This window comes from Anaerolactibacter massiliensis (assembly GCF_900290205.1).
In the GTDB taxonomy this organism is placed as follows: Bacteria; Bacillota_I; Bacilli_A; order Erysipelotrichales; family Erysipelotrichaceae; genus Bulleidia; species Bulleidia intestinalis.
This window is the reverse complement of record NZ_OLMH01000002.1, coordinates 1,637,182-1,656,097: the sequence shown is the minus strand read 5'-3', so window position 1 is coordinate 1,656,097 and position 18,916 is coordinate 1,637,182. Positions and strand designations below refer to the sequence as shown.

Genomic DNA, 18,916 nt, shown 5'->3' with positions numbered 1-18,916 from the left:
ATAGAACAATCATAACTGCTTCCAGGCAATCCGAACAGAAACAGATCATCTGGAATGCATAAAAACCTGTGTGCATCGGGAAAGAGTTCATGAGGAATACTGACAAGTTTTTTCTTTCTCTCCAGGTATTCATTTTCCATCGAGGTATGCGAAAATAGCATCGGAAGTGTGAGAGTATGGAAAAAGAAGGATACAGTCTGACTGACTATGTCGTGATGCGGGGTGATGTCACCCTGAAAGAACGGGAGCTGAATGCGGCCGACAATCTGGTGTTCTGCCTGCTCAGCTATCTGCCGTTTCATGAAGTGGTGAATGGAGAAGAGCGGGTTTCGATCCGGGAATGCAGGGATCGGTTTCTTTCGGCCGGTACGTTCTCAGAGAAAGAATGGCAGAAGTCTTCGCGGCTCCAGGTGCTGAATGCGGCGGCGGATACGGAGCGGTTCGGACCGCTGAAGCTGTATCATTGCACGGAGATCCTGAGTACGGATCTGGATGAGCAGTTTGCGGCGATGAGTGTGGAGCTCAATCGCAGAGACCGGTTCATCGCATTCCGGGGAACAGATGATACGATTGTGGGCTGGAAAGAGGATTTCATGATTTCGTTTACCCGGATTCCTGCTCAGGAGTCGGCGAAGAAGTATCTGGAGAAAGAGACGGTGCCGGGGTTCCGGTATTATGTCGGCGGTCATTCCAAGGGCGGGTTTCTGGCCGTGTATGCCTCTGCCGCAATGCCGAAGGCAAAGCAGAAGCGGATCATCCGGATCTTTGATAATGACGGACCTGGCATCTGCCCGGATGTCATGAGCACGGATATCGTGGACCCGATCCGGAATCTCGTGACGAGAATCGAGCCGGCCTACGATGTGATCGGCAAGCTGTTTGAACTGAAGTTCCCGGATACGAGGATCGTGGTCAGCAGCGCTGCCGGGATCATGGAACATGATCCTGCGTCCTGGCGCGTGAAGAATGGCGTGGAGCTATTGACAGTTCCGGAATCGAATCCGGCCTGTGCCTGGGTCAATGAGGTGCTGGATACGTGGATCAGCGGATTGAATCCGGAAGACCGCAAGGCATTTGTGAATGACTTCTTTGATTCGCTGGCAGCCGGGGGAGCTTCGGATGTGCAGGAGGTCATGGGAAAGGGCTTTGAAGAAGTTCTGACTTCCGTGATCAATTCGAGCCAGCAGGCAAAGGATGCGGGCTGGAGTCTTCCGAAAGCTGCAGTCACGGTCAGCCTGGCAAGGATCCGGGAGTCCTTTGCAAAGTTCCAGGAAAAGAATCAGAAGAAGAAAGAAGTTCATGAGTGAGCGTTATCTTTCGTTTCCGGTCTGGTGCAGAGAACAGTTCGGGAAGCGGCTTTACCGCATTCCGCTGGATGCGGGCATGACATGTCCGAACCGGGATGGAACACTGGGAACGAAGGGCTGCATTTTCTGCGATGCAGGGGGAAGCGGCGACTTTGCGGTGCATTATGAGGGTCAGCAGCTTCAGCTCGATGAAGTTCCGTATCTTTCCTGCAGAGATGCAGGAGAAAGAAGCTATATCTTCTATTTCCAGGCTTATACGAATACGTATGCTCCGATTGAACGGCTGCGGTTTCTGTACTCTGCCGCCTTGCAGGATCCGCTTTCGGCAGGCATCTCGATTGCGACCAGGCCGGACTGCATGTCTTCAGAGGTATACCGGCTTCTGGCAGAACTGAAAAAAGCATTTCCGGATCGGTTCATCTGGGTGGAGCTCGGCCTGCAGACCATGCATGCACAGACAGCAGAGTATATCCGCAGAGGATATCCGACTTCTGTGTTTGATGATTGTGTTTCGAAGCTTCATGCGCTTGGCATTGACGTGATTGCACATGTGATCCTGGGACTGCCAGGAGAGAGTGATGAGATGGTCTATCAGACCATCGATCACCTGAATGCGGTGAAGATAGATGGCGCGAAGCTGCAGCTGCTGCATGTTCTGGCAGGAACTGATTTAGCGAAAGAATACCAGTCCGGGGCGTTTGAGGTGCTCTGTGAGGAGCATTATGTGAAGCTGGTCTCTGGCTGCATTGCACGTCTCAGAAAGGAGACCGTGATTCACCGTCTCACAGGCGACGGGCCTGGGAACCTGCTGATTGCTCCGCAGTGGAGCCGCCATAAGAAGCGGGTACTGAATGAGATCCGCCATGTTCTGAAAACGGAAGACATCCGGCAGGGGTGTCTGTGTTATGATTTCCATGATGAGTGACTATATCCTGATATTTGAATTGATCGGAACGGTTGCATTTGCGATTTCCGGTGCTTCCGTAGGGCTTCGTTCCCGTTCGGACCTGTTCGGCGTGCTGGCCCTGGGCATTGTCACGGCAACAGGCGGCGGCGTGATCCGTGATCTCGTGCTGGGGGTCATACCGCCCAGTGGCTTTACCGATCCGATCTATGTGATTACTGCTGCGGTTTCTTCTGCAATTGTATTTGCAGTGGCATATCTGAAGTCGAGACATCCTTCGAACCTGAATGTGGAGAACTGGAAACAGCTGCTCCTGGTCATGGATTCGATCGGGCTCGGAATTTTCACGGTAGTCGGCGTGCATTCTGCAATCAGCAGGTACGGAACCGGGAATGGCTTTCTGTGCGTGTTCTCCGGCCTTGTGACCGGAGTCGGAGGAGGCTTGCTGAGAGATATGATGGTGGACCGGCTGCCGGACATTTTCCGCAAGCATGTCTATGCGGTAGCTTCCATCATCGGCGCAGAAGTATGTCTGATTTTATGCCGGCTGAATCTGGCTTCGTTCTCGATTGCGGCAGGTGCTGCCGTGATTGTCGTGGTCCGGGTTCTGGCTGCGCATTTCCAGTGGAATCTTCCCCGGATTGAGCAGTGAATCCGGGCTTCTTCTGTTTTCCGCTGGTATAATGCTTTCAAGCATCATAGAGGGGGTATTTAGCTATGAAACTGGCGCACCTGTCAGACCTTCATCTGGGGAAGGTCGTCTGCGGGTATTCGATGCTCGAAGATCAGCGTGAGATTCTTCATCAGATCGAAGAGAAACTGATCCGCAAGGGAGTGGATACGGTCGTGATTGCTGGCGATGTGTATGATCGTACCGTGCCGCCGGCAGAGGCAGTCACGCTGCTGAATGATTTTCTTTCAGCTCTGAAACGTGAGAATATGAATATTTTCCTGATTGCTGGAAATCATGACAGCGGAGAGCGCCTTTCCTTTGCGGGAGATCTGCTGGACGAAGTGAATGTGCATATCTCGGGAGTATGGAATGGCAAGCTGACCTGCACGGATCTGATGGATCGCTTCGGTCCTTATCATGTGTGGAGTCTTCCGTACCTGCGTCCGTCTGCAGTCAACCGGTTTATCGAAGATGAATCGAAGAAAGTATCTACATATGAAGAAGCAGTGAAATATGCGCTGTCTACCGCAGATCTGAATCCGGAAGAGCGGAATATTCTGGTTGCGCATCAGTTCGTTGCCGGTGCTTCTCTGGAAGAAGACGGGTCTGAGGAGTTTGCGGTCGGAGGTCTGGACTGCATCGATTCGTCGGTATTCGATGGGTTTGATTATGTGGCCCTCGGGCATATTCATACGTCTCAGGCGGCAGGCAGCCAGACGGTGCGCTACTGCGGGACGCCTCTAGCTTATTCATTCGGCGAGAAGAACGAGAAGTCCATCACGTTGGTAGATCTGGAAGAGAAGGGACAGATGCGGATCAGCCTGATCCGTCTGACTCCGAAGCGTCCGTTTGCAGTGCTGGAAGGAATGTTCGCGGATCTTCTGAAGCCGGAGATGATTGAAAAACACCAGCAGGAATATCTCAGCATCATTCTGGATGATCCCCAGGATGTGCCCGATGCCATCACGACGCTCGGTGCGCATTACCCGTATATCATGAAGCTCGATTATGCCAGCCGCAGCGTGAAAGGGGAAGAAGCGCTGCAGGCTGCGGAGGAGATGGAGAAGAAAACACCGTACGATCTCTTTGCGGAATTCTATGAACAGCGCAATCAGCAGGAGATGAGCGAGGAGCAGAAAGAATACGTTCAGAAAGAGATTAATGAGATCTGGAAAGGAGAGCAGGCATGAGACCGCTGAAGCTGACAATGTCCGCATTCGGACCATATGCAGACAAGACGATGCTGGATCTGTCTCTGCTCGGGGATCATGGCCTCTATCTGATTACCGGTGATACCGGAGCTGGCAAGACGACGATCTTCGATGCGATTTCCTATGCGCTTTACGGAGAGACTTCCGGCGGGATGCGCCAGCCGGATATGCTCAGAAGCCAGTATGCGGCAGAAGAGACGGAAACCTATGTCGAGATGGAATTCGAATTCCAGGGCAGAACTTATAAGATCCGCAGAAATCCGGAGTATTCGTGGTCTAAGGTGCTGAAGAACGGCACGAGGAAAGCGCAGAAGAAAACTGCGGATGCCGAGCTGACATATCCGGATGGTCATACCGTTTCCAAGGGCAAGGCGGTGACTTCTGCCATTGAGGAGCTGCTCGGCATTGACCGGGAGCAGTTTGCAGAGATTGCGATGATTGCCCAGGGCAGTTTCCAGGAACTGCTGACGGCAGATACGAAGAAGCGCAATGAGATCTTCCGGGAACTGTTCCATACGTCCTACTACAAGGAGCTGCAGGAAAAGCTCAGCCAGAATGCCAATGATCTCAAGGGAGAGATCCATGGCGGCAGAAGGGATATCTCTTCCATCACTGCTTCGATTCAGTGTACGGAAGACAGTCCTCATAAGGAACAGCTGGATCTTCTGATCAGCAGGCGGGAGAGCGTGCAGCCGGAAGATGCGGCGGCGCTGCTGAAAGAACTGATTGCGGAAGACGAACAGCTGCTGCAGAAGAAGGATGAAGAACTGCAGCAGGTTCATGACCATCTGGAATCCATTGCCGGAGAACTGCGCAAGGGTGACGAGATCCGGCGGATCTATGATCAGCTCGATGCGGCAAGTGCTTCGATTCCGGATCTTCAGAACAAGCGGGATCAGTGGAAAAACCTGCTCGATTCGCTGAATCAGAGCGGTGAGAAGGAAACCATCGCCGGCATGCGGGCAGTTTACAATGAACGCAGAAGAGCTCTGCCGAAGTATCAGGAACTGACGGAGCATCTGGCCGCGGCTGCGCTGGCCGGAAAGAATTCAGAGGAATTCCTGAAACAGGCTGAAACCGAAGAAGGAAAGCTCAGCGGGCTGCGCACGGAACTGGAAGCGGATAAGAAGAAACAGGAAGCTCTTGATGGGGCTGATGTGAAGCATGTGAAGGCGGCTGAGAAGGTTGAGGCGCTGGATCGTCAGGCAGATTCTCTGAATCAGGCGATCCGGCAGGCTGAAGTGCTCCTGAAGGCGGGAGAGGATTATCAGAATGCGGTGCAGGAACTGCAGAAAGCAGATGCTGCATATGCCCGCAAGACCGAAGAATATCATGCGATTCTCGGTGCATTTCTGGCTGGTCAGGCTGGAATTCTGGCTTCTCAGCTGGCCGAGGGGAGACCGTGTCCGGTATGCGGATCTGTCTCTCATCCGTCCCCTGCGCATCATAGCGAAGGCACTCCGCGAGAGAATCAGGTCAGGGCTTCAGAGACTTCGATGAATCAGGCAAATGAGGTCCTCAAGAAGTGGGGAAGCACGTGTCAGGCATGTCTGGAGCGTCAGGAAGTGGAAGCTGAGCATGAAAAGGAAGCCATGAAGAATGCCGGAGTCAAGACTTCTGGCGAGTCCGGAAAGCAGGAAGCTCAGCAGAAGCTGGAAAAAGTGATGATGCTCCGTGAGCAGGCAGTCAGTGAACGGGATGCGCTGGCTGAACAGGAAACGCAGTTGAAGCAGCTGCGGCTCAGGATTCCTTCGCTGCAGAATGCAATCCGGACCAGTGAGGCAGCTATTGCCGATCTGAGACGGAAGGCTGATGTGCTTGCGCAGAAGAAGAAGTCTGAGGCAGCTAGGAGCGAAGAGCTGAAGCGGGAACTGAATTATCCGAGCGAAGAAGCAGCGAAAGCAGACCTTGCCCGCATGGATCAGGAGATTCATAAGCGGGAACAGCATTATGAAAAGACCGGCTTTGCGGCAAGTGAAGCAGAAAAGAATCTGTCGGCAGGACTTGCGGCAAAGAAGCAGGTGAACCGGACGCTTGCGGCAACCGGAGTCACGGATCGCGATGCGTTTGTGAAGAACCAGGCTGCTCTGCGTCAGGATCGGGCGGCAATGGAAACCCAGCGGGTTGCGCTGCAGTCGCAGCGGGATGCGGTGAATGGCAGACTTTCCGTGAATAAGCCTGCTCTGAAGAAGCTGCAGAAGTATGCGTCCAGCCTGGATGAGGCAACCCGCAGATGGCAGTGGATGAATGATCTTGCGATGACGGCAGATGCTGGCATGAAGGGCAGAGAGAAGATCACGCTGGAAGATTATGTGCAGATGGCATATTTTGACCGGATTCTGTATCGGGCAAATCTGCGCCTGAGAGTCCTGTCAGACGGGCAGTATGAACTGGTCCGCAGCGAGGCAAGAGGCCTGCGCAGTCATGAGGCCCTGGAACTGGATGTCATCGATCACTATACAGGCAGAAACCGCAGTGTGCGTTCGCTGTCCGGAGGAGAATCATTTGAGGCTTCTCTGGCGCTTGCGTTAGGACTCTCGGATGAAGTGCAGAGCCAGGCTGGCGGAGTTCAGATCGATACGATGTTCATCGATGAAGGATTCGGAACTCTGGATCATGATTCTCTGTCGCAGGCGATTTCCGTGCTGGAACGTCTGTCCGGAGAGAATCGCCTGGTCGGCATGATATCTCACGTCGAGGAACTCAAGGACCGGATTCCGAAGAAGATCATCGTGACGAAGGAACTTGAAGCACGAAACGCCACGCAGCCGGGCTCGAGAGCGGAGATCGTCTGTGAGTAGACCGCTTGCGGTTTATCTGATTGCAGTCAGCCTGGTTTCGTTTGCGCTGTTCGGGATCGACAAGCAGAAAGCAGTTCATCATGCCTGGCGCATTCCGGAGAGAGTGCTGATTCTTTCGGCCATTGCTGGCGGCAGCATCGGAGCATTGCTCGGCATGGGTTGCTTTCACCATAAGACGAGGAAACCACTGTTTTCCGTCGGCATTCCGGTGATTCTCTGCCTGCAGGTTCTGATCCTGCTGAAGGCTGATCACATAATTTGACGAAAATCTGACATAATTCTGCGGAAGTGAGTTCTTATTATAAAAGTACAGACAGAGATGTCTGACCTGAAATGATTGGACCCCTTTCCCAATCCATCAGAAATAATCCCCTTTTACAACCGGAAAAGACCTCCTGAATCCCTCATCGGAGGCCTTTTCTGTTTGCAGAACTAAGAGCTGCTGTGAGAACATATCAATCAGAGATGACCGGCATCCATGCTGGTTTCTGAGAGATAGGGGAGAAAGCTATGAACCTTGTTCTGAAATTCCTGATAGAAGCTGTCCGGAAAAACCCAGGATATTTTCTGAAAAGCATCAGTCTCACGATCCTCTGTGCATGTCTTGCCTCTTCTGCGCCATGGCTTCTGCAGCACACTCTGGAGGCATATGCACAGAAGTCCTCTGATCAGATGGTGCTCTCCAGCTGCCTGCTTATTCTCATCCCATCAGCAAGCATCATTCTGGAAATTGTCTGGAACCAGTCACTGGACCGATTCGGCGGAAAATTTATCAAAGATCTGCTCACGCAATGCCAGCAGGTCCTGATGCATGCGGACGGTTATGACGTGATGAAGTATCCGGAAGATACATTGTCCTTCCGGCTGTACAGCAATGTGCTGGATGTCTTCAGAACGATCGGACACCATATTCCGCAGCTCATCGGTTCCCTGATTCTCGTGCTGATCCTGCTTGTGGTTTCTCTGAGGGAGAATCCCAGCCTCGGCATCTTCCTGGCAATTGCCTTTCTGGCGGGAACCGGAATTTCTTATTTTTCACATAAGGCAATCCAGTTCTTTAATGAGGAGACAAACCGATCATTGTCCTGCCTGCATGGCCATATTGTGAATTTCACGGAGTCTCTGGATTATTACAAAGTAAACCTGCTGGAAAAAGAAATCACCGATCAGACCGCCCGCGATGTGGATGCATTCATTCAGGCAAGCATCAGGGAAGACAGGCACGTGTATTTCTATTCCGGAATCGTGAAGCAGAGCAATACCTTGATCTCGGTGTTTTTTTCTTTTCTTCTGGCATATCAGCTGGAGCATGGGATTACTTTGAATGCTGCGGTGTATACTCTGCTGTTTAATCTGGTCATGCGTCAGGCGGAAAATGCAGAACAATTGCTCATGGCGATCAGCCGGACACTGATCAGTTTCAGAAATACGGATGAACTGCTGAAACTGCCTCAGCATAACGGGACCCTGGCAATCAGGAAGATCAATTGTCTGGATATTGATCTCAGCGGGTTTTCTTATCCTGATCATACTCAGCGGATTCTCGAATCATTTCATGCCCGATTTGCCAGAGGAAGCTGCATTCATCTGATGGGAAGAAATGGTTCGGGCAAAAGCACCCTGTTCAGGCTGCTGACCAAGACGATTGAATGCTATGATGGGAAAATCCTTGTGGATGGAATCAGTCTGTCGGAAATCGAAACAGACAGCTACCTGAATAGAATTGCTTATATCAGCCAGTCAGAGCCTCTTCTGAATCTTCCTGTAAAAGAATACCTGCGGAAAGTTACACATCAGCCGTTAGCAAATGATGAAATCGATCAGATTCTTGATCGCCTTCATTTCGGCGATTCAGAGGTATGCATTCAGAACGGAGGGACAAACCTGTCCGGGGGCCAGATCAAGAAACTTCTGCTGGCAAAGCTGATGATTATGGAACCTCTTGCAGATTGCATTTTCCTGGATGAGATAGATTCAGAGCTGGATCTGGAAACCAGAGCTCTTTATGAAGAACTGCTGAATGAAATCGCTGCAGAAAAGAACAGGATCATCTGCGTGATTCAGCATTATCCGGATTCGCGGATTCATTTTGATGCTGTGGTCCAGCTGTGACCAGTTTTTCTGATTTTCTGAGTTCACGCGGAGTGAGCATCTGATTCATGCAGACTTGGTGAATGACTCAGAAACAGAGGCCAGCAGAAGGATACATAAGGCTTCTATCGGCCTGCATCATAGCGAGACGGATTATGATTCCTCGCGAAATGCCTTGATTTTTTCGGAAAATGACAATAATAATGAAAACAGGTGAAGGAGGCCTGAGATCAGATTATGAAATTCAGATGCAAGGTATGCGGGTATGTGTATGAGGGCGATGCGGCTCCTGAGGAATGCCCGGTATGCCATAAGAAGGGAGTATTCGAACCGGTAGAGGAAGAAAAGAAGAATCCGTATGCAGGCACGAAGACCGAGAAGAATCTTCTGCAGGCATTTGCAGGAGAGTCTGAGGCGCGCAATAAGTATACGTTCTTCGCTTCGGTTGCAAAGAAGCAGGGCTATGAGCAGATTGCTGCACTGTTCCTGAAGACAGCTGAAAACGAGAAGGAACATGCAAAGCTCTGGTTCAAGGAGCTCGGCATGCTCGGCAATACGGCTGAGAACCTGGAAGCAGGTGCGGAAGGCGAGAACTACGAGTGGACAGATATGTATGCCCGCATGGCAAAGGAAGCAGATGAAGAAGGCTTCCATGAGCTGGCAGAGAAGTTCCGCGGCGTAGGCGCGATCGAGAAGACGCATGAAGAGCGCTACCGCAAGCTGCTGCATAATGTCGAGACAAAAGAAGTATTCGAGAAGAGCGAAGTCAAGATCTGGGAATGCCGCAATTGCGGACATATCGTAGTCGGCACCAAGGCGCCGGACGTCTGCCCGGTATGCGGACATCCGCAGTCTTACTTCGAAGTGCGCGAAGAGAATTACTGAGCATTATCCGAATTTCAGTTTCCATGGGAACATGTGCTGTCTGCATGTTCCTTTTTTCTGGTCCGGTGCAGATCAGACAGCATTGATCTGCTCTGAAACAGAAGGTGCAAGCGGATCCGCTCTCTGCTGCAGCTATGCAGGTTCTGAAGGAAGCCTGGAGCCATAAAGAAAACAGGCAGCCGCCTGTTCTCTTATAAGGATTTCAGAATCTGAATGAGCTGATCCGTGTCTTCCTGCTTTGTCGCCCAGCTGGTGACCAGACGGATCACGGTATGATTCTCATCGGACTGTTCCCAGAAGCTGAATTCCACTTGTTCAGAGAGCTTCTTCATCCTGCTGTTTTCCAGGCTGACGAAGATCTGGTTCGTCGGATTGATGAGCATCTGGCGATAGCCGGATTCGTTCAGAACCTGACGGATCTGATCTGCCTGTCTGACTGCAGATGCGCCGATCTTCCGATAGAGATCATCCCGGAACAATTCATCAAACTGGATGCCGAGAATTCTTCCCTTTGCAAGCAGAGCACCATGCTGCTTGATGATCGTGAAGAAATGAGGAATCAGAGATGGATCCGGGATCACGACTGCTTCTCCGAATAAGGCACCGCATTTGGTTCCGCCGATGTAGAAGACATCGCAGAGCTTTGCTAAGTCTTTCAGGGATACCGTATTCTCGCTGCTGGCCAGGGCATAGGCAAGTCTGGCGCCATCGATATAGAGCTTCAGTCCATGCGCATGAGAGACGCGGCTGATGGCGGTCAGTTCCTCAAGGGAATACAGCGTTCCCAGTTCCGTCGGCTGCGAGAGATAGATCATGCCCGGCATCACCATGTGATCCCGGTTGCCGTCGTTCTTGTAAGCAGAAGCGAAGGAATCGATCTGCATGGCGGTGATCTTTCCTTCGGCAGAAGGAAGGGTCAGGACCTTATGTCCGCAGAATTCGATCGCTCCTGCTTCATGGACGCTGATGTGGCCGGTATCGGCAGTGATCACGCCCTGATAGGATTTCAGCAGGGAATCGATGACGACGGCGTTGGTCTGTGTTCCGCCGACCAGGAATTCCACTTCTGCCAAACGGGCATCACAGGCGTTTCTGATCCGTTCCTTTGCAGAAGCGGTGATTTCATCGGCTCCGTAGCCTGGCGTATGATCATAGTTTGTTTCTTCCAGACGTTTCAGAATAGAAGGGTAAGCACCTTCCTGATAATCACATGCGAAGTGCAGTTTTCCCATAGGTTTTCTTTTTCTCCTCAGGTTCAGCTTGATGCGAAATCAGCCACAGCATTCCGAAGATGCAGGCAAAGCCAGCCGCGTCGCCAAGTGTTGCGGGCTGATGGAACAGAGTCACGGTGATGATGGCAGCGGTAGCTGGTTCCGAGAAGCCATAGAGGATGCTTTTCTCCGGACCGATCAGCTTGACGCCAGTCATATAACATGTAAATGCCAGAACGTTTCCGACGATGACGACGAAGGCGATGCCAGCATATCCTATCGGGGTCGGCACATAGCCATACGTCCATGGCCGGAACACGATCAGGAGAAACACCGATCCCATCAGGAATGCCCATCCCTGCAGCATTGCCACAGGGTATTGCGACAGAAGGCGTTTGGGATAGACGTTGTAGATTGTCACACAGACGGCACAGAGAACACCAGCCGCAAGCGCAGCAGGCGGAATTGCCAGATGGCCGAGATCTCCATGCGTTGTCAGCAGATAGACCCCGAGCAAAGCAAGCATGATGCTCAGCACTTCCCGGTGCGAGGGGGCTCTTCTTGCCTGCATGCATGATACCGCCAGGATCATGACCGGAGAAAGATCCTGCAGAATTGTTCCGATGGCAGCAGAGCTGAGCTGGATCGTCGTGAAGTACAGAAACTGGCAGAAGCTGATGCCGAGCAGTCCGTAGATCACAAGGTCTCTTGCGTCTTTCCAGGTGCGCCACGGATCCAGGGTGTGTTTTCCGTATCGGAAAAAGCTGTATGCAATCAGGATGATGCCAGCCAGGCCTAAACGGATCGGGACAAGCCATCTGCTGTCCATGCCCTCATAGGCGAAAAGATACTGCCCGACGGATCCGGATGCGCCCCAGCAGATTCCTCCGAATAATGTCAGAAATGCGCCTTTCAGCTGTGTATTTTTCATAAACGACTGCATTCTATCATTGCGGGGTAAGGCACGCAATCGGAAAAAGGAAAAACTGCGGCCTCAGCCTGATCTTGATTCCTGGAATGATTTTTCGGAGACTTCGCTTCAGATAGACATATTTCTGGATGTGTAAGAGATATTATTGCGAAATGCTGTGAAGTCGTTCAGATGTTTTGAACTTCCTTCATTTATTGTTTAAAATATCTTAGCTTTACGAGGAGAACTAGTGCATGCGTATTGGACTGGATATCGGGTCGACGACCATCAAGTGCGTCGTTCTGAATGAGCAGAATGAGATTGTATATTCGACTTATGAGTGTCATCTGAGTCATATTCTGGAAAAAGGAGAAGAAATCCTGACCAGGGTGAAAGAGCAGTATGTGCCTTCCGGGAAGGCGGTGCTTGCAATCTCGGGCTCTGCTGGCATGGGGCTTGCAGACCGGTCGGGGATTCCGTTTGTGCAGGAGGTATTTGCGACCCGGGTCGCGGCGAACAAGCTTGCCCCTGGCACCGACTGCATCATTGAGCTCGGCGGTGAGGATGCCAAGATCCTGTTTCTGACCAATGGGGTTGAAGTACGCATGAATGGCAGCTGCGCTGGCGGTACTGGTGCGTTCATCGATCAGATGGCGACGCTGCTGAAAATGAGTGCCGAAGAGATGGATGAGCAGGCATTAAAAGCAGAGCGTACCTATACGATTGCCAGCCGCTGCGGCGTATTTGCAAAGTCCGATGTGCAGCCGCTGATCAATCAGGGCGCAAAGCCTGGCGATATCGCTGCTTCTATCTATCAGGCAGTCGTCAATCAGACGATTGCCGGGCTTGCCCAGGGCCGGCCGATCAGGGGCAATATTCTGTATCTCGGCGGGCCGCTGACCTTCTCGCAGTGTCTCAGAAATTCATTTGACAAGACGCTGCATGTGCATGGCAGATGTCCGGAGAATTCTCTGCTCTACGTCGCGATGGGAGCTGCGTTCTATGCCGATCGGGAGATTGATCTGAACACGGCAATCCAGAAGCTGCGGGATTACAGCAAGACGGCGACTTACAGCAGCCTGCCGCCGCTGTTTCAGAATAAGGAAGAATACTGGGAGTTCCATAACCGCCATATGAAGGCGAGTGTTCCCCGGATTTCGTTTGATCAGGCAAAGGAGCCGGTCCATATCGGCATTGACAGCGGATCGACGACGATCAAGATGGTGATCATCGATTCCGATGAGAATATTCTGTTTACGTGGTATCAGCCGAATGATGGCAATCCGGTCACGCTGGTCAGAAAGACGCTGCTGGAAGTATTCCGCCAGCATCCCCAGCTGAAGGTCGCCAGTGTCACGACGACCGGGTATGGCGAAGATCTGATCCAGAATGCATTCCATTGCGACTACGGGCTGGTTGAGACGGTTGCGCATTTCACTGCCGCAAGGCATTTCATGCCCGATGTGGATTTCATCATCGATATCGGCGGTCAGGATATGAAGTGCTTCAAGATCGAGAATGGAGCCATTTCGAATATCTTCCTGAATGAGGCTTGTTCTTCGGGATGCGGTTCCTTCCTGCAGACGTTTGCGCAGGCGATGGGCTACGATGTGCAGGAGTTTGCACGCATGGGCCTTTACAGCAAGAAGCCGGTAGACCTCGGCAGCCGCTGCACGGTATTCATGAATTCGCAAGTCAAGCAGGCGCAGAAAGACGGAGCAGCGATTGAGGACATCAGTGCCGGTCTTTCGATCTCTGTCGTCAAGAATGCATTATATAAAGTCATCCGCTGCGCAAGCCCGGAAGAGCTCGGCAGAAAGATTGTCGTGCAGGGCGGTACCTTCTATAACGAAGCCGTGCTGCGGGCTTTTGAGAAAGAGATGGGCGTCGAAGTCATCCGTCCGGATATTGCCGGACTCATGGGGGCATTCGGAGCCGCATTGTATGGCAAAAAGAAGGCAGGCAGCGGTCATGTGTCTTCTCTGCTCAGCTTGGAAGAACTGGAATCCTTCGAGCAGAAGGTCACTTCCTTCACGTGTCAGGGCTGCGGCAATCACTGTCTGCTGACGGTGAATACGTTCCATGACGGCAAGCGTTTCATCTCCGGCAACCGCTGCGATAAGCCGGTGACTGGCAAAGCAGGAGATGACAGCCTGGATCTGTATGCCTACAAGCTGTCGGAGCTGCTGAAGTATGCAAAGAACCCGGGGGAAGGAACCAGAGGCAGGATCGGCATTCCATTCTGTCTGAATATGTATGAACTGCTGCCATTCTGGCATGCGTTCTGGACGAAGCTCGGCTTCCAGGTCGTGGTCAGCCCGGTCAGCAGCCGGAAGCTCTACCAGGAAGGGCAGGGAACGATCCCGAGCGATACGGCTTGCTATCCGGCCAAGCTTTCGCATGGACATATTGAAGAGCTGCTGAAGCAGAATGTGGATGCGATCTTCTATCCGTGCATGAGCTACAACATCGATGAAGACCTCGGCGATAATCATTACAACTGCCCGATTGTTGCATATTATCCGGAAGTGCTGAAGGACAATATCAAAGCCCTGGAGCAGACGAAGTTCATCTTCGACTTCGTGGATATCTCAAACCGCGAGGAATTCCGCAAACGGTATCCTGCATTGCTGAGAACGCATTTCCCGGATCTGAAGGATGAAGAGATCCGGGCGGCGATGGATGCGGCTTATGCAGAATATGAAGCGCATATGAAGGCGGTCCGTGACAAAGGTGCCTGGATCATCGAAGAGGCCCGGAAGCAGGGCAGGCATATCATTGTCCTGGCGGGACGTCCGTATCATGTGGATCCGGAGGTCAACCACGGCATCGACAAGCTGATCACTAGGCTCGGTGCTGCGGTCGTCACGGAAGACTCTGTCAGCATCCATGAGCAGAGATTCAAGACTGCTGTGCTGAATCAGTGGACGTATCACAGCCGTCTGTATGCGGCTGCGAAGTACTGCACTGAGCAGCCTGATATGGACCTCGTGCAGCTGGTTTCCTTCGGCTGCGGTCTCGATGCGATCACGACGGATGAAACCAGAGAGATCCTGCAGGAAGGCAATAAGCTGTATACGCAGCTGAAGATCGATGAGATCACGAATCTGGGCACGGTCAACATTCGTCTGAGAAGCCTTCTCGCAGCCCTGGAAGAGCGTCAGGAAGAACAGGAGAAACAGTAAGCGCATGGAATATCTCACACCGAATTTCACCAAAGACATGCTGCAGGACTACACGCTGCTGATCCCGAATATGTGTCCGACCCAGTTCCGCCTCGTCAAGGCAGCAATGGAGAGCGAAGGCTATCACAAAGTGGAGCTGATGGGCAGCGGATCGAGCGAAGTCACGCAGCTTGGTCTGAAGTATGTGCATAACGATACATGCTATCCTGCTCTGATTGTCATCGGCCAGTTTCTGGATGCCCTGAATTCAGGCAAGTATGATGTCCATAAGACGGCATTGCTGATCACGCAGTCCGGCGGCGGCTGCCGGGCTTCGAATTATATCAAGCTGCTGCGCAAGGCGCTGGTGCGTTCCGGATATGACTTCGTCCCGGTTGCGTCGGCAAATGCGAGTGGTCTTGAGGCTGGTTCAATCATGCCATGGACCCCGAAGATGCTGATGAAGATCTTTGCGGGAATTGAGTATGGAGATGAGATCGTCGCGCTCCGCAATGAGGCGCATGCGTATGAGGTTCACAGCGGCGATGCGGATGCGATGTGCGAGAAGTGGATCAGTCAGCTGGATGACTGGATCCGCCATGACAAGCACTATCTGATTCCGGAGTTCGGTCACATGTTCAACAGGATCGCGAAGGATTTTGCTTCGATTCCGATGAAGCGCGTGCCGAAGGTCAAAGTCGGCGTGGTCGGGGAGATCTACGTGAAGTTTTCGCCCACCGGCAACAACAACCTGCTGCAGTTTCTGGAAAGCCAGGACTGCGAAGTCAATATGCCTGGCCTGATGGGATATGCGGAATACTGCTGTGCCAACTGGGCGATGGATACGGAGTACTATGGGATCAACCCGAAGATGGGCAAGTATGCCAGAATCGGCCTGAATCTGATGGATCATATCGGATGCAAGATGTCGAAAGCCATGAAGCGCTACGGCTTCTATGCACCAGGTTCCTTCAAGGAACTTATGAAGAAGCCTGGAGATATTCTCTCGCTCGGCACGAAGATGGGCGAAGGATGGCTTCTGACGGGCGAGATGCTGGAACTGATTGAAGGCGGCTACAGCAACATCGTGTGTGCACAGCCATTCGGCTGCCTGCCGAACCACATTGCCGGCAAAGGGGTCATCAACAAGATCCGTGAGAAATATCCGGAGGCCAATATCACGCCGGTTGACTATGATCCGAGTGCGACCAAGGTCAACCAGGAGAACCGCATCAAGCTGATGCTTGCAGTTGCCAAGGAGAATCTGAAAGAAGCAGAGGCAGCGAGATGAAACAGATCCTGTTCGATCTTGACGGAACGCTTCTGCCCATGGATATGGATGCGTTCATCAAGGCTTATTTCGGGGAACTTGCAATGTTCATGGCACCATATGGCTTTCAGCCTGAACCGCTGATTGATGCGATGTGGACGGGTACTGCCGCAATGGTGAAGAATGACGGAACCTGCACGAATGAAGAGCGGTTCTGGTCGGTATTCGAACAGAAAACCGGTCATCAGAGAACAGAAGAAGAACCTCATTTTATTGAATTCTACAGTACAGTTTTTGAAAAAGCCCGTTCTGCAACCGGGGTCAATCCGATCTTTCACAGGGTGCTCAGAGATCTGAAGGAAGCTGGCTGTCAGCCGATTCTTGCGACAAACCCGCTGTTTCCGAAGATTGCGACATACCGCCGGATCCGCTGGGCGGGACTCGATCCGGAAGATTTCCAGGCGATCACGACGTACGAAACTTCGTGCACGTGCAAACCGAATCCGGATTATTACCGTGAGATCTGCCGGAACCTGAATCTGGATCCGGCGGAGTGCATCATGATCGGAAATGATGTCGAAGAAGATGCGGCTGCTCTGGAAACCGGGATGCAGGTTTATCTGGTTACGGATTGTCTGATCAACCGGAAAGAACGGGATCTCAGCATGATCCCGCATGGAAACTCAGAGTCACTGGAAACGTTTCTGAAATCTCTTTCAATCTGACCTGAATTCACTTCAGAAAATCAAAAAATCTGTCGTTCTGACATTCCATTTTCAGCTGGTTCATGTATATTATATTAATGGTCGGGGCACTGCGACTTCCATCCTGCGGATGGTTGGCTCTGACCAGGGTGTCAGCGATGACAGCCCGTTTGTTCCGGTCCTCCTAGAAACCGGGACCTTGTTTGGAGTATGGAAACATACTCTACCCCTCACGGAAGCTCCCAGCCAGGGCTTCCATTTTTTATGGCCTGTCTTCGAAAGTGCAGTATCATGGAAGACAGGAGGACCATTGCAATGATCATCGATTCGATTGCGCATCTGGAGGATTACAAGGCAGTGCTGCCGTATCTGGAAGAAGGACTGGCAGCCGTGAAGAAGAATGGGACGGATCAGATCGGAAAGTTTCCGTTCGAGCATGGCTTCTACATGATCCAGGAAGGAAAGACGAAGCCGCTTTCCGAAGGAGACTTCGAGTCTCATCAGAAGTATATCGACCTGCAGATCATCCTGGAGGGAAGCGAGGAAGTTGCCTGGCATGATGTCCGGGATCTGAAAGTGACGATTCCGTATGATGAAGCTGGTGATAAGCAGAAGCTTTCAGGAGATCGCGAACATCATATGCTGATTTCGAAGGGCATGTTCTGGGCGGCTTTCCCATGGGATGGACATCGGCCGGTATGCCATACGGATGAGCCTCATACGTATCGGAAGATTGTCATGAAGCTTCCGTATCAGAAAGCATTCTGATCGATCTGAATGAACACTTCAGCTGCTTTTCCGGCTGGAGTGTTTTATGATTTTCACAAAAGAAGGAACGGAGGAGAGATCATGGGAACAATTGCACAATCCATGGAACAGCTGATCGGGCATACCCCTCTTCTGGAACTGACGCATTTTGAATCTGCATATGGCCTTTGTGCGAAGGTTTATGCCAAGATGGAGTGCTTCAATGCGACTGGTTCCATAAAGGACCGGGCAGCTCTCAGCATGATCGATGATGCCGAAGAGAGGGGCGTCCTGAAGCCGGACACGGTCATCATTGAGCCGACATCAGGAAACACAGGCATCGGACTTGCGGCGATCGGAGCCGTCAGAGGGTACCGGGTCATCATCGTGATGCCGGATACGATGTCGGCAGAACGCCGGAAGCTGATGAAGGCATATGGCGCAGAACTGGTCCTGTCGGATGGAAAGCTCGGCATGAAGGGGGCCATTGCGAAGGCGGAAGAACTGGCGAAGTCGATGGACCATGCCTGGATTGCCGGACAGTTCATGAACCCGGCAAACTGGAAGGCACATTACCGCACGACGGGGCCGGAAATCTATGAGGCACTGGATGGAATGGTGGATATCTTCGTTGCCGGAGTGGGAACCGGAGGAACGATCACCGGCATCTCGAAGTATCTGAGAGAGAAGAATCCATCGGTGAAGGTCATTGCGGTGGAGCCTGCATCTTCGCCGGTGCTAAGCGGCGGAAAGCCGGGGCCGCATGCGATTCAGGGCATCGGAGCAGGGTATATTCCGGAAGTGCTGGATACGCATGCCTATGACGAAATTGCGGAAGTAAGCAATGAAGATGCGATCTCGACCGGAGCGGAATTCGGAAAGAAAGAAGGAGTTCTGGTCGGCATTTCCAGCGGAGCTGCGGTCTGGGCAGCGCTTCAGGAAGCGAAGAAACCGGAGAATGCCGGGAAGCATATCGTCGTGATCTGCCCGGATTCCGGAGATCGGTATCTTTCGACGGCGATGTTCCAGGAGTGAGTC

The 18,916-nt window shown here is 52.1% G+C and carries 15 protein-coding genes; 13 read left to right on the top strand and 2 right to left on the bottom strand.

Annotated elements, in window-relative coordinates; translation table 11 throughout:
- Positions 1–176: 176 nt before the first annotated feature.
- The 8 genes from C7E00_RS11465 to rbr all read left to right on the top strand — a co-directional run bounded on the left by C7E00_RS11465 (position 177) and on the right by rbr (position 9,872).
- On the top strand, positions 177–1,307 hold the full coding sequence (locus C7E00_RS11465) for an Mbeg1-like protein (protein ID WP_105304395.1): 1,131 nt from the start codon (positions 177–179) through the stop codon (positions 1,305–1,307).
- Complete coding sequence (mnmL, locus tag C7E00_RS11460) at positions 1,300–2,232, top strand: tRNA modification radical SAM protein MnmL/YtqA (protein ID WP_105304394.1); 933 nt, start codon at positions 1,300–1,302, stop codon at positions 2,230–2,232. Before C7E00_RS11465 ends, mnmL begins: the two co-directional genes overlap by 8 nt.
- The gene (locus C7E00_RS11455) at positions 2,213–2,863 is read left to right on the top strand and encodes a trimeric intracellular cation channel family protein (RefSeq protein ID WP_204378618.1); all 651 of its coding nucleotides are present in this window, start codon (positions 2,213–2,215) and stop codon (positions 2,861–2,863) included. The genes mnmL and C7E00_RS11455 overlap by 20 nt, the downstream gene beginning before the upstream one ends.
- Before the next feature lie 65 nt (positions 2,864–2,928).
- Positions 2,929–4,074, top strand: coding sequence for an exonuclease SbcCD subunit D (locus C7E00_RS11450; protein ID WP_105304393.1), 1,146 nt, complete (start codon positions 2,929–2,931; stop codon positions 4,072–4,074).
- Positions 4,071–6,896 carry an AAA family ATPase gene (locus tag C7E00_RS11445; protein WP_105304392.1) on the top strand — a complete coding sequence of 942 codons (2,826 nt, stop codon included), beginning with the start codon at positions 4,071–4,073 and terminating at the stop codon, positions 6,894–6,896. Before C7E00_RS11450 ends, C7E00_RS11445 begins: the two co-directional genes overlap by 4 nt.
- The gene (locus tag C7E00_RS11440) at positions 6,889–7,158 is read left to right on the top strand and encodes a DUF1294 domain-containing protein (RefSeq protein WP_105304391.1); all 270 of its coding nucleotides are present in this window, start codon (positions 6,889–6,891) and stop codon (positions 7,156–7,158) included. Before C7E00_RS11445 ends, C7E00_RS11440 begins: the two co-directional genes overlap by 8 nt.
- Before the next feature lie 248 nt (positions 7,159–7,406).
- Entirely contained in the window at positions 7,407–9,008 is a 1,602-nt protein-coding gene (locus tag C7E00_RS11435) for an ATP-binding cassette domain-containing protein (RefSeq protein ID WP_105304390.1), read from the top strand.
- Between the two features lie 216 nt (positions 9,009–9,224).
- Entirely contained in the window at positions 9,225–9,872 is a 648-nt protein-coding gene (rbr, locus tag C7E00_RS11430; RefSeq protein ID WP_105304389.1) for a rubrerythrin, read from the top strand.
- Between the two features lie 191 nt (positions 9,873–10,063).
- Here rbr and C7E00_RS11425 read toward each other — a convergent pair whose 3' ends face one another.
- Both C7E00_RS11425 and C7E00_RS11420 read right to left on the bottom strand, forming a co-directional pair.
- Complete coding sequence (locus C7E00_RS11425; protein WP_105304388.1) at positions 10,064–11,104, bottom strand: threonine aldolase family protein; 1,041 nt, start codon at positions 11,102–11,104, stop codon at positions 10,064–10,066.
- Complete coding sequence (locus C7E00_RS11420) at positions 11,079–12,014, bottom strand: DMT family transporter (RefSeq protein ID WP_167836574.1); 936 nt, start codon at positions 12,012–12,014, stop codon at positions 11,079–11,081. Before C7E00_RS11420 ends, C7E00_RS11425 begins: the two co-directional genes overlap by 26 nt.
- 233 nt (positions 12,015–12,247) lie before the next feature.
- Between C7E00_RS11420 and C7E00_RS11415 the strand changes: the two genes are divergently transcribed.
- The 5 genes from C7E00_RS11415 to cysK all read left to right on the top strand — a co-directional run bounded on the left by C7E00_RS11415 (position 12,248) and on the right by cysK (position 18,913).
- Positions 12,248–15,178, top strand: a complete 2,931-nt coding sequence (locus C7E00_RS11415) for an acyl-CoA dehydratase activase (protein ID WP_105304386.1) — start codon at positions 12,248–12,250, stop codon at positions 15,176–15,178.
- 4 nt (positions 15,179–15,182) lie between these two features.
- Positions 15,183–16,448 carry a 2-hydroxyacyl-CoA dehydratase gene (locus C7E00_RS11410; protein ID WP_105304385.1) on the top strand — a complete coding sequence of 422 codons (1,266 nt, stop codon included), beginning with the start codon at positions 15,183–15,185 and terminating at the stop codon, positions 16,446–16,448.
- On the top strand, positions 16,445–17,152 hold the full coding sequence (locus tag C7E00_RS11405) for an HAD family hydrolase (protein WP_105304384.1): 708 nt from the start codon (positions 16,445–16,447) through the stop codon (positions 17,150–17,152). Before C7E00_RS11410 ends, C7E00_RS11405 begins: the two co-directional genes overlap by 4 nt.
- 270 nt (positions 17,153–17,422) lie before the next feature.
- Positions 17,423–17,899, top strand: a complete 477-nt coding sequence (locus tag C7E00_RS11400) for a NanQ anomerase/TabA/YiaL family protein (RefSeq protein ID WP_204378617.1) — start codon at positions 17,423–17,425, stop codon at positions 17,897–17,899.
- An 81-nt stretch (positions 17,900–17,980) separates the two neighbouring features.
- Positions 17,981–18,913 carry a cysteine synthase A gene (gene cysK / locus C7E00_RS11395; protein WP_105304382.1) on the top strand — a complete coding sequence of 311 codons (933 nt, stop codon included), beginning with the start codon at positions 17,981–17,983 and terminating at the stop codon, positions 18,911–18,913.
- The last annotated feature ends 3 nt before the right edge of the window (positions 18,914–18,916 follow it).

Coding starts and splice junctions, on each gene's coding strand:
- C7E00_RS11455 (WP_204378618.1), top strand. CDS start 2,213: ATGATTTCCATGATGAGTGACTATATCCTGATATTTGAATTGATCGGA.
- C7E00_RS11450 (WP_105304393.1), top strand. CDS start 2,929: ATGAAACTGGCGCACCTGTCAGACCTTCATCTGGGGAAGGTCGTCTGC.
- C7E00_RS11425 (WP_105304388.1), bottom strand. CDS start 11,104: ATGGGAAAACTGCACTTCGCATGTGATTATCAGGAAGGTGCTTACCCT.
- C7E00_RS11435 (WP_105304390.1), top strand. CDS start 7,407: ATGAACCTTGTTCTGAAATTCCTGATAGAAGCTGTCCGGAAAAACCCA.
- C7E00_RS11445 (WP_105304392.1), top strand. CDS start 4,071: ATGAGACCGCTGAAGCTGACAATGTCCGCATTCGGACCATATGCAGAC.
- C7E00_RS11420 (WP_167836574.1), bottom strand. CDS start 12,014: ATGAAAAATACACAGCTGAAAGGCGCATTTCTGACATTATTCGGAGGA.
- rbr (WP_105304389.1), top strand. CDS start 9,225: ATGAAATTCAGATGCAAGGTATGCGGGTATGTGTATGAGGGCGATGCG.
- cysK (WP_105304382.1), top strand. CDS start 17,981: ATGGGAACAATTGCACAATCCATGGAACAGCTGATCGGGCATACCCCT.
- C7E00_RS11410 (WP_105304385.1), top strand. CDS start 15,183: ATGGAATATCTCACACCGAATTTCACCAAAGACATGCTGCAGGACTAC.
- mnmL (WP_105304394.1), top strand. CDS start 1,300: ATGAGTGAGCGTTATCTTTCGTTTCCGGTCTGGTGCAGAGAACAGTTC.
- C7E00_RS11415 (WP_105304386.1), top strand. CDS start 12,248: ATGCGTATTGGACTGGATATCGGGTCGACGACCATCAAGTGCGTCGTT.
- C7E00_RS11405 (WP_105304384.1), top strand. CDS start 16,445: ATGAAACAGATCCTGTTCGATCTTGACGGAACGCTTCTGCCCATGGAT.
- C7E00_RS11465 (WP_105304395.1), top strand. CDS start 177: ATGGAAAAAGAAGGATACAGTCTGACTGACTATGTCGTGATGCGGGGT.
- C7E00_RS11400 (WP_204378617.1), top strand. CDS start 17,423: ATGGAAGACAGGAGGACCATTGCAATGATCATCGATTCGATTGCGCAT.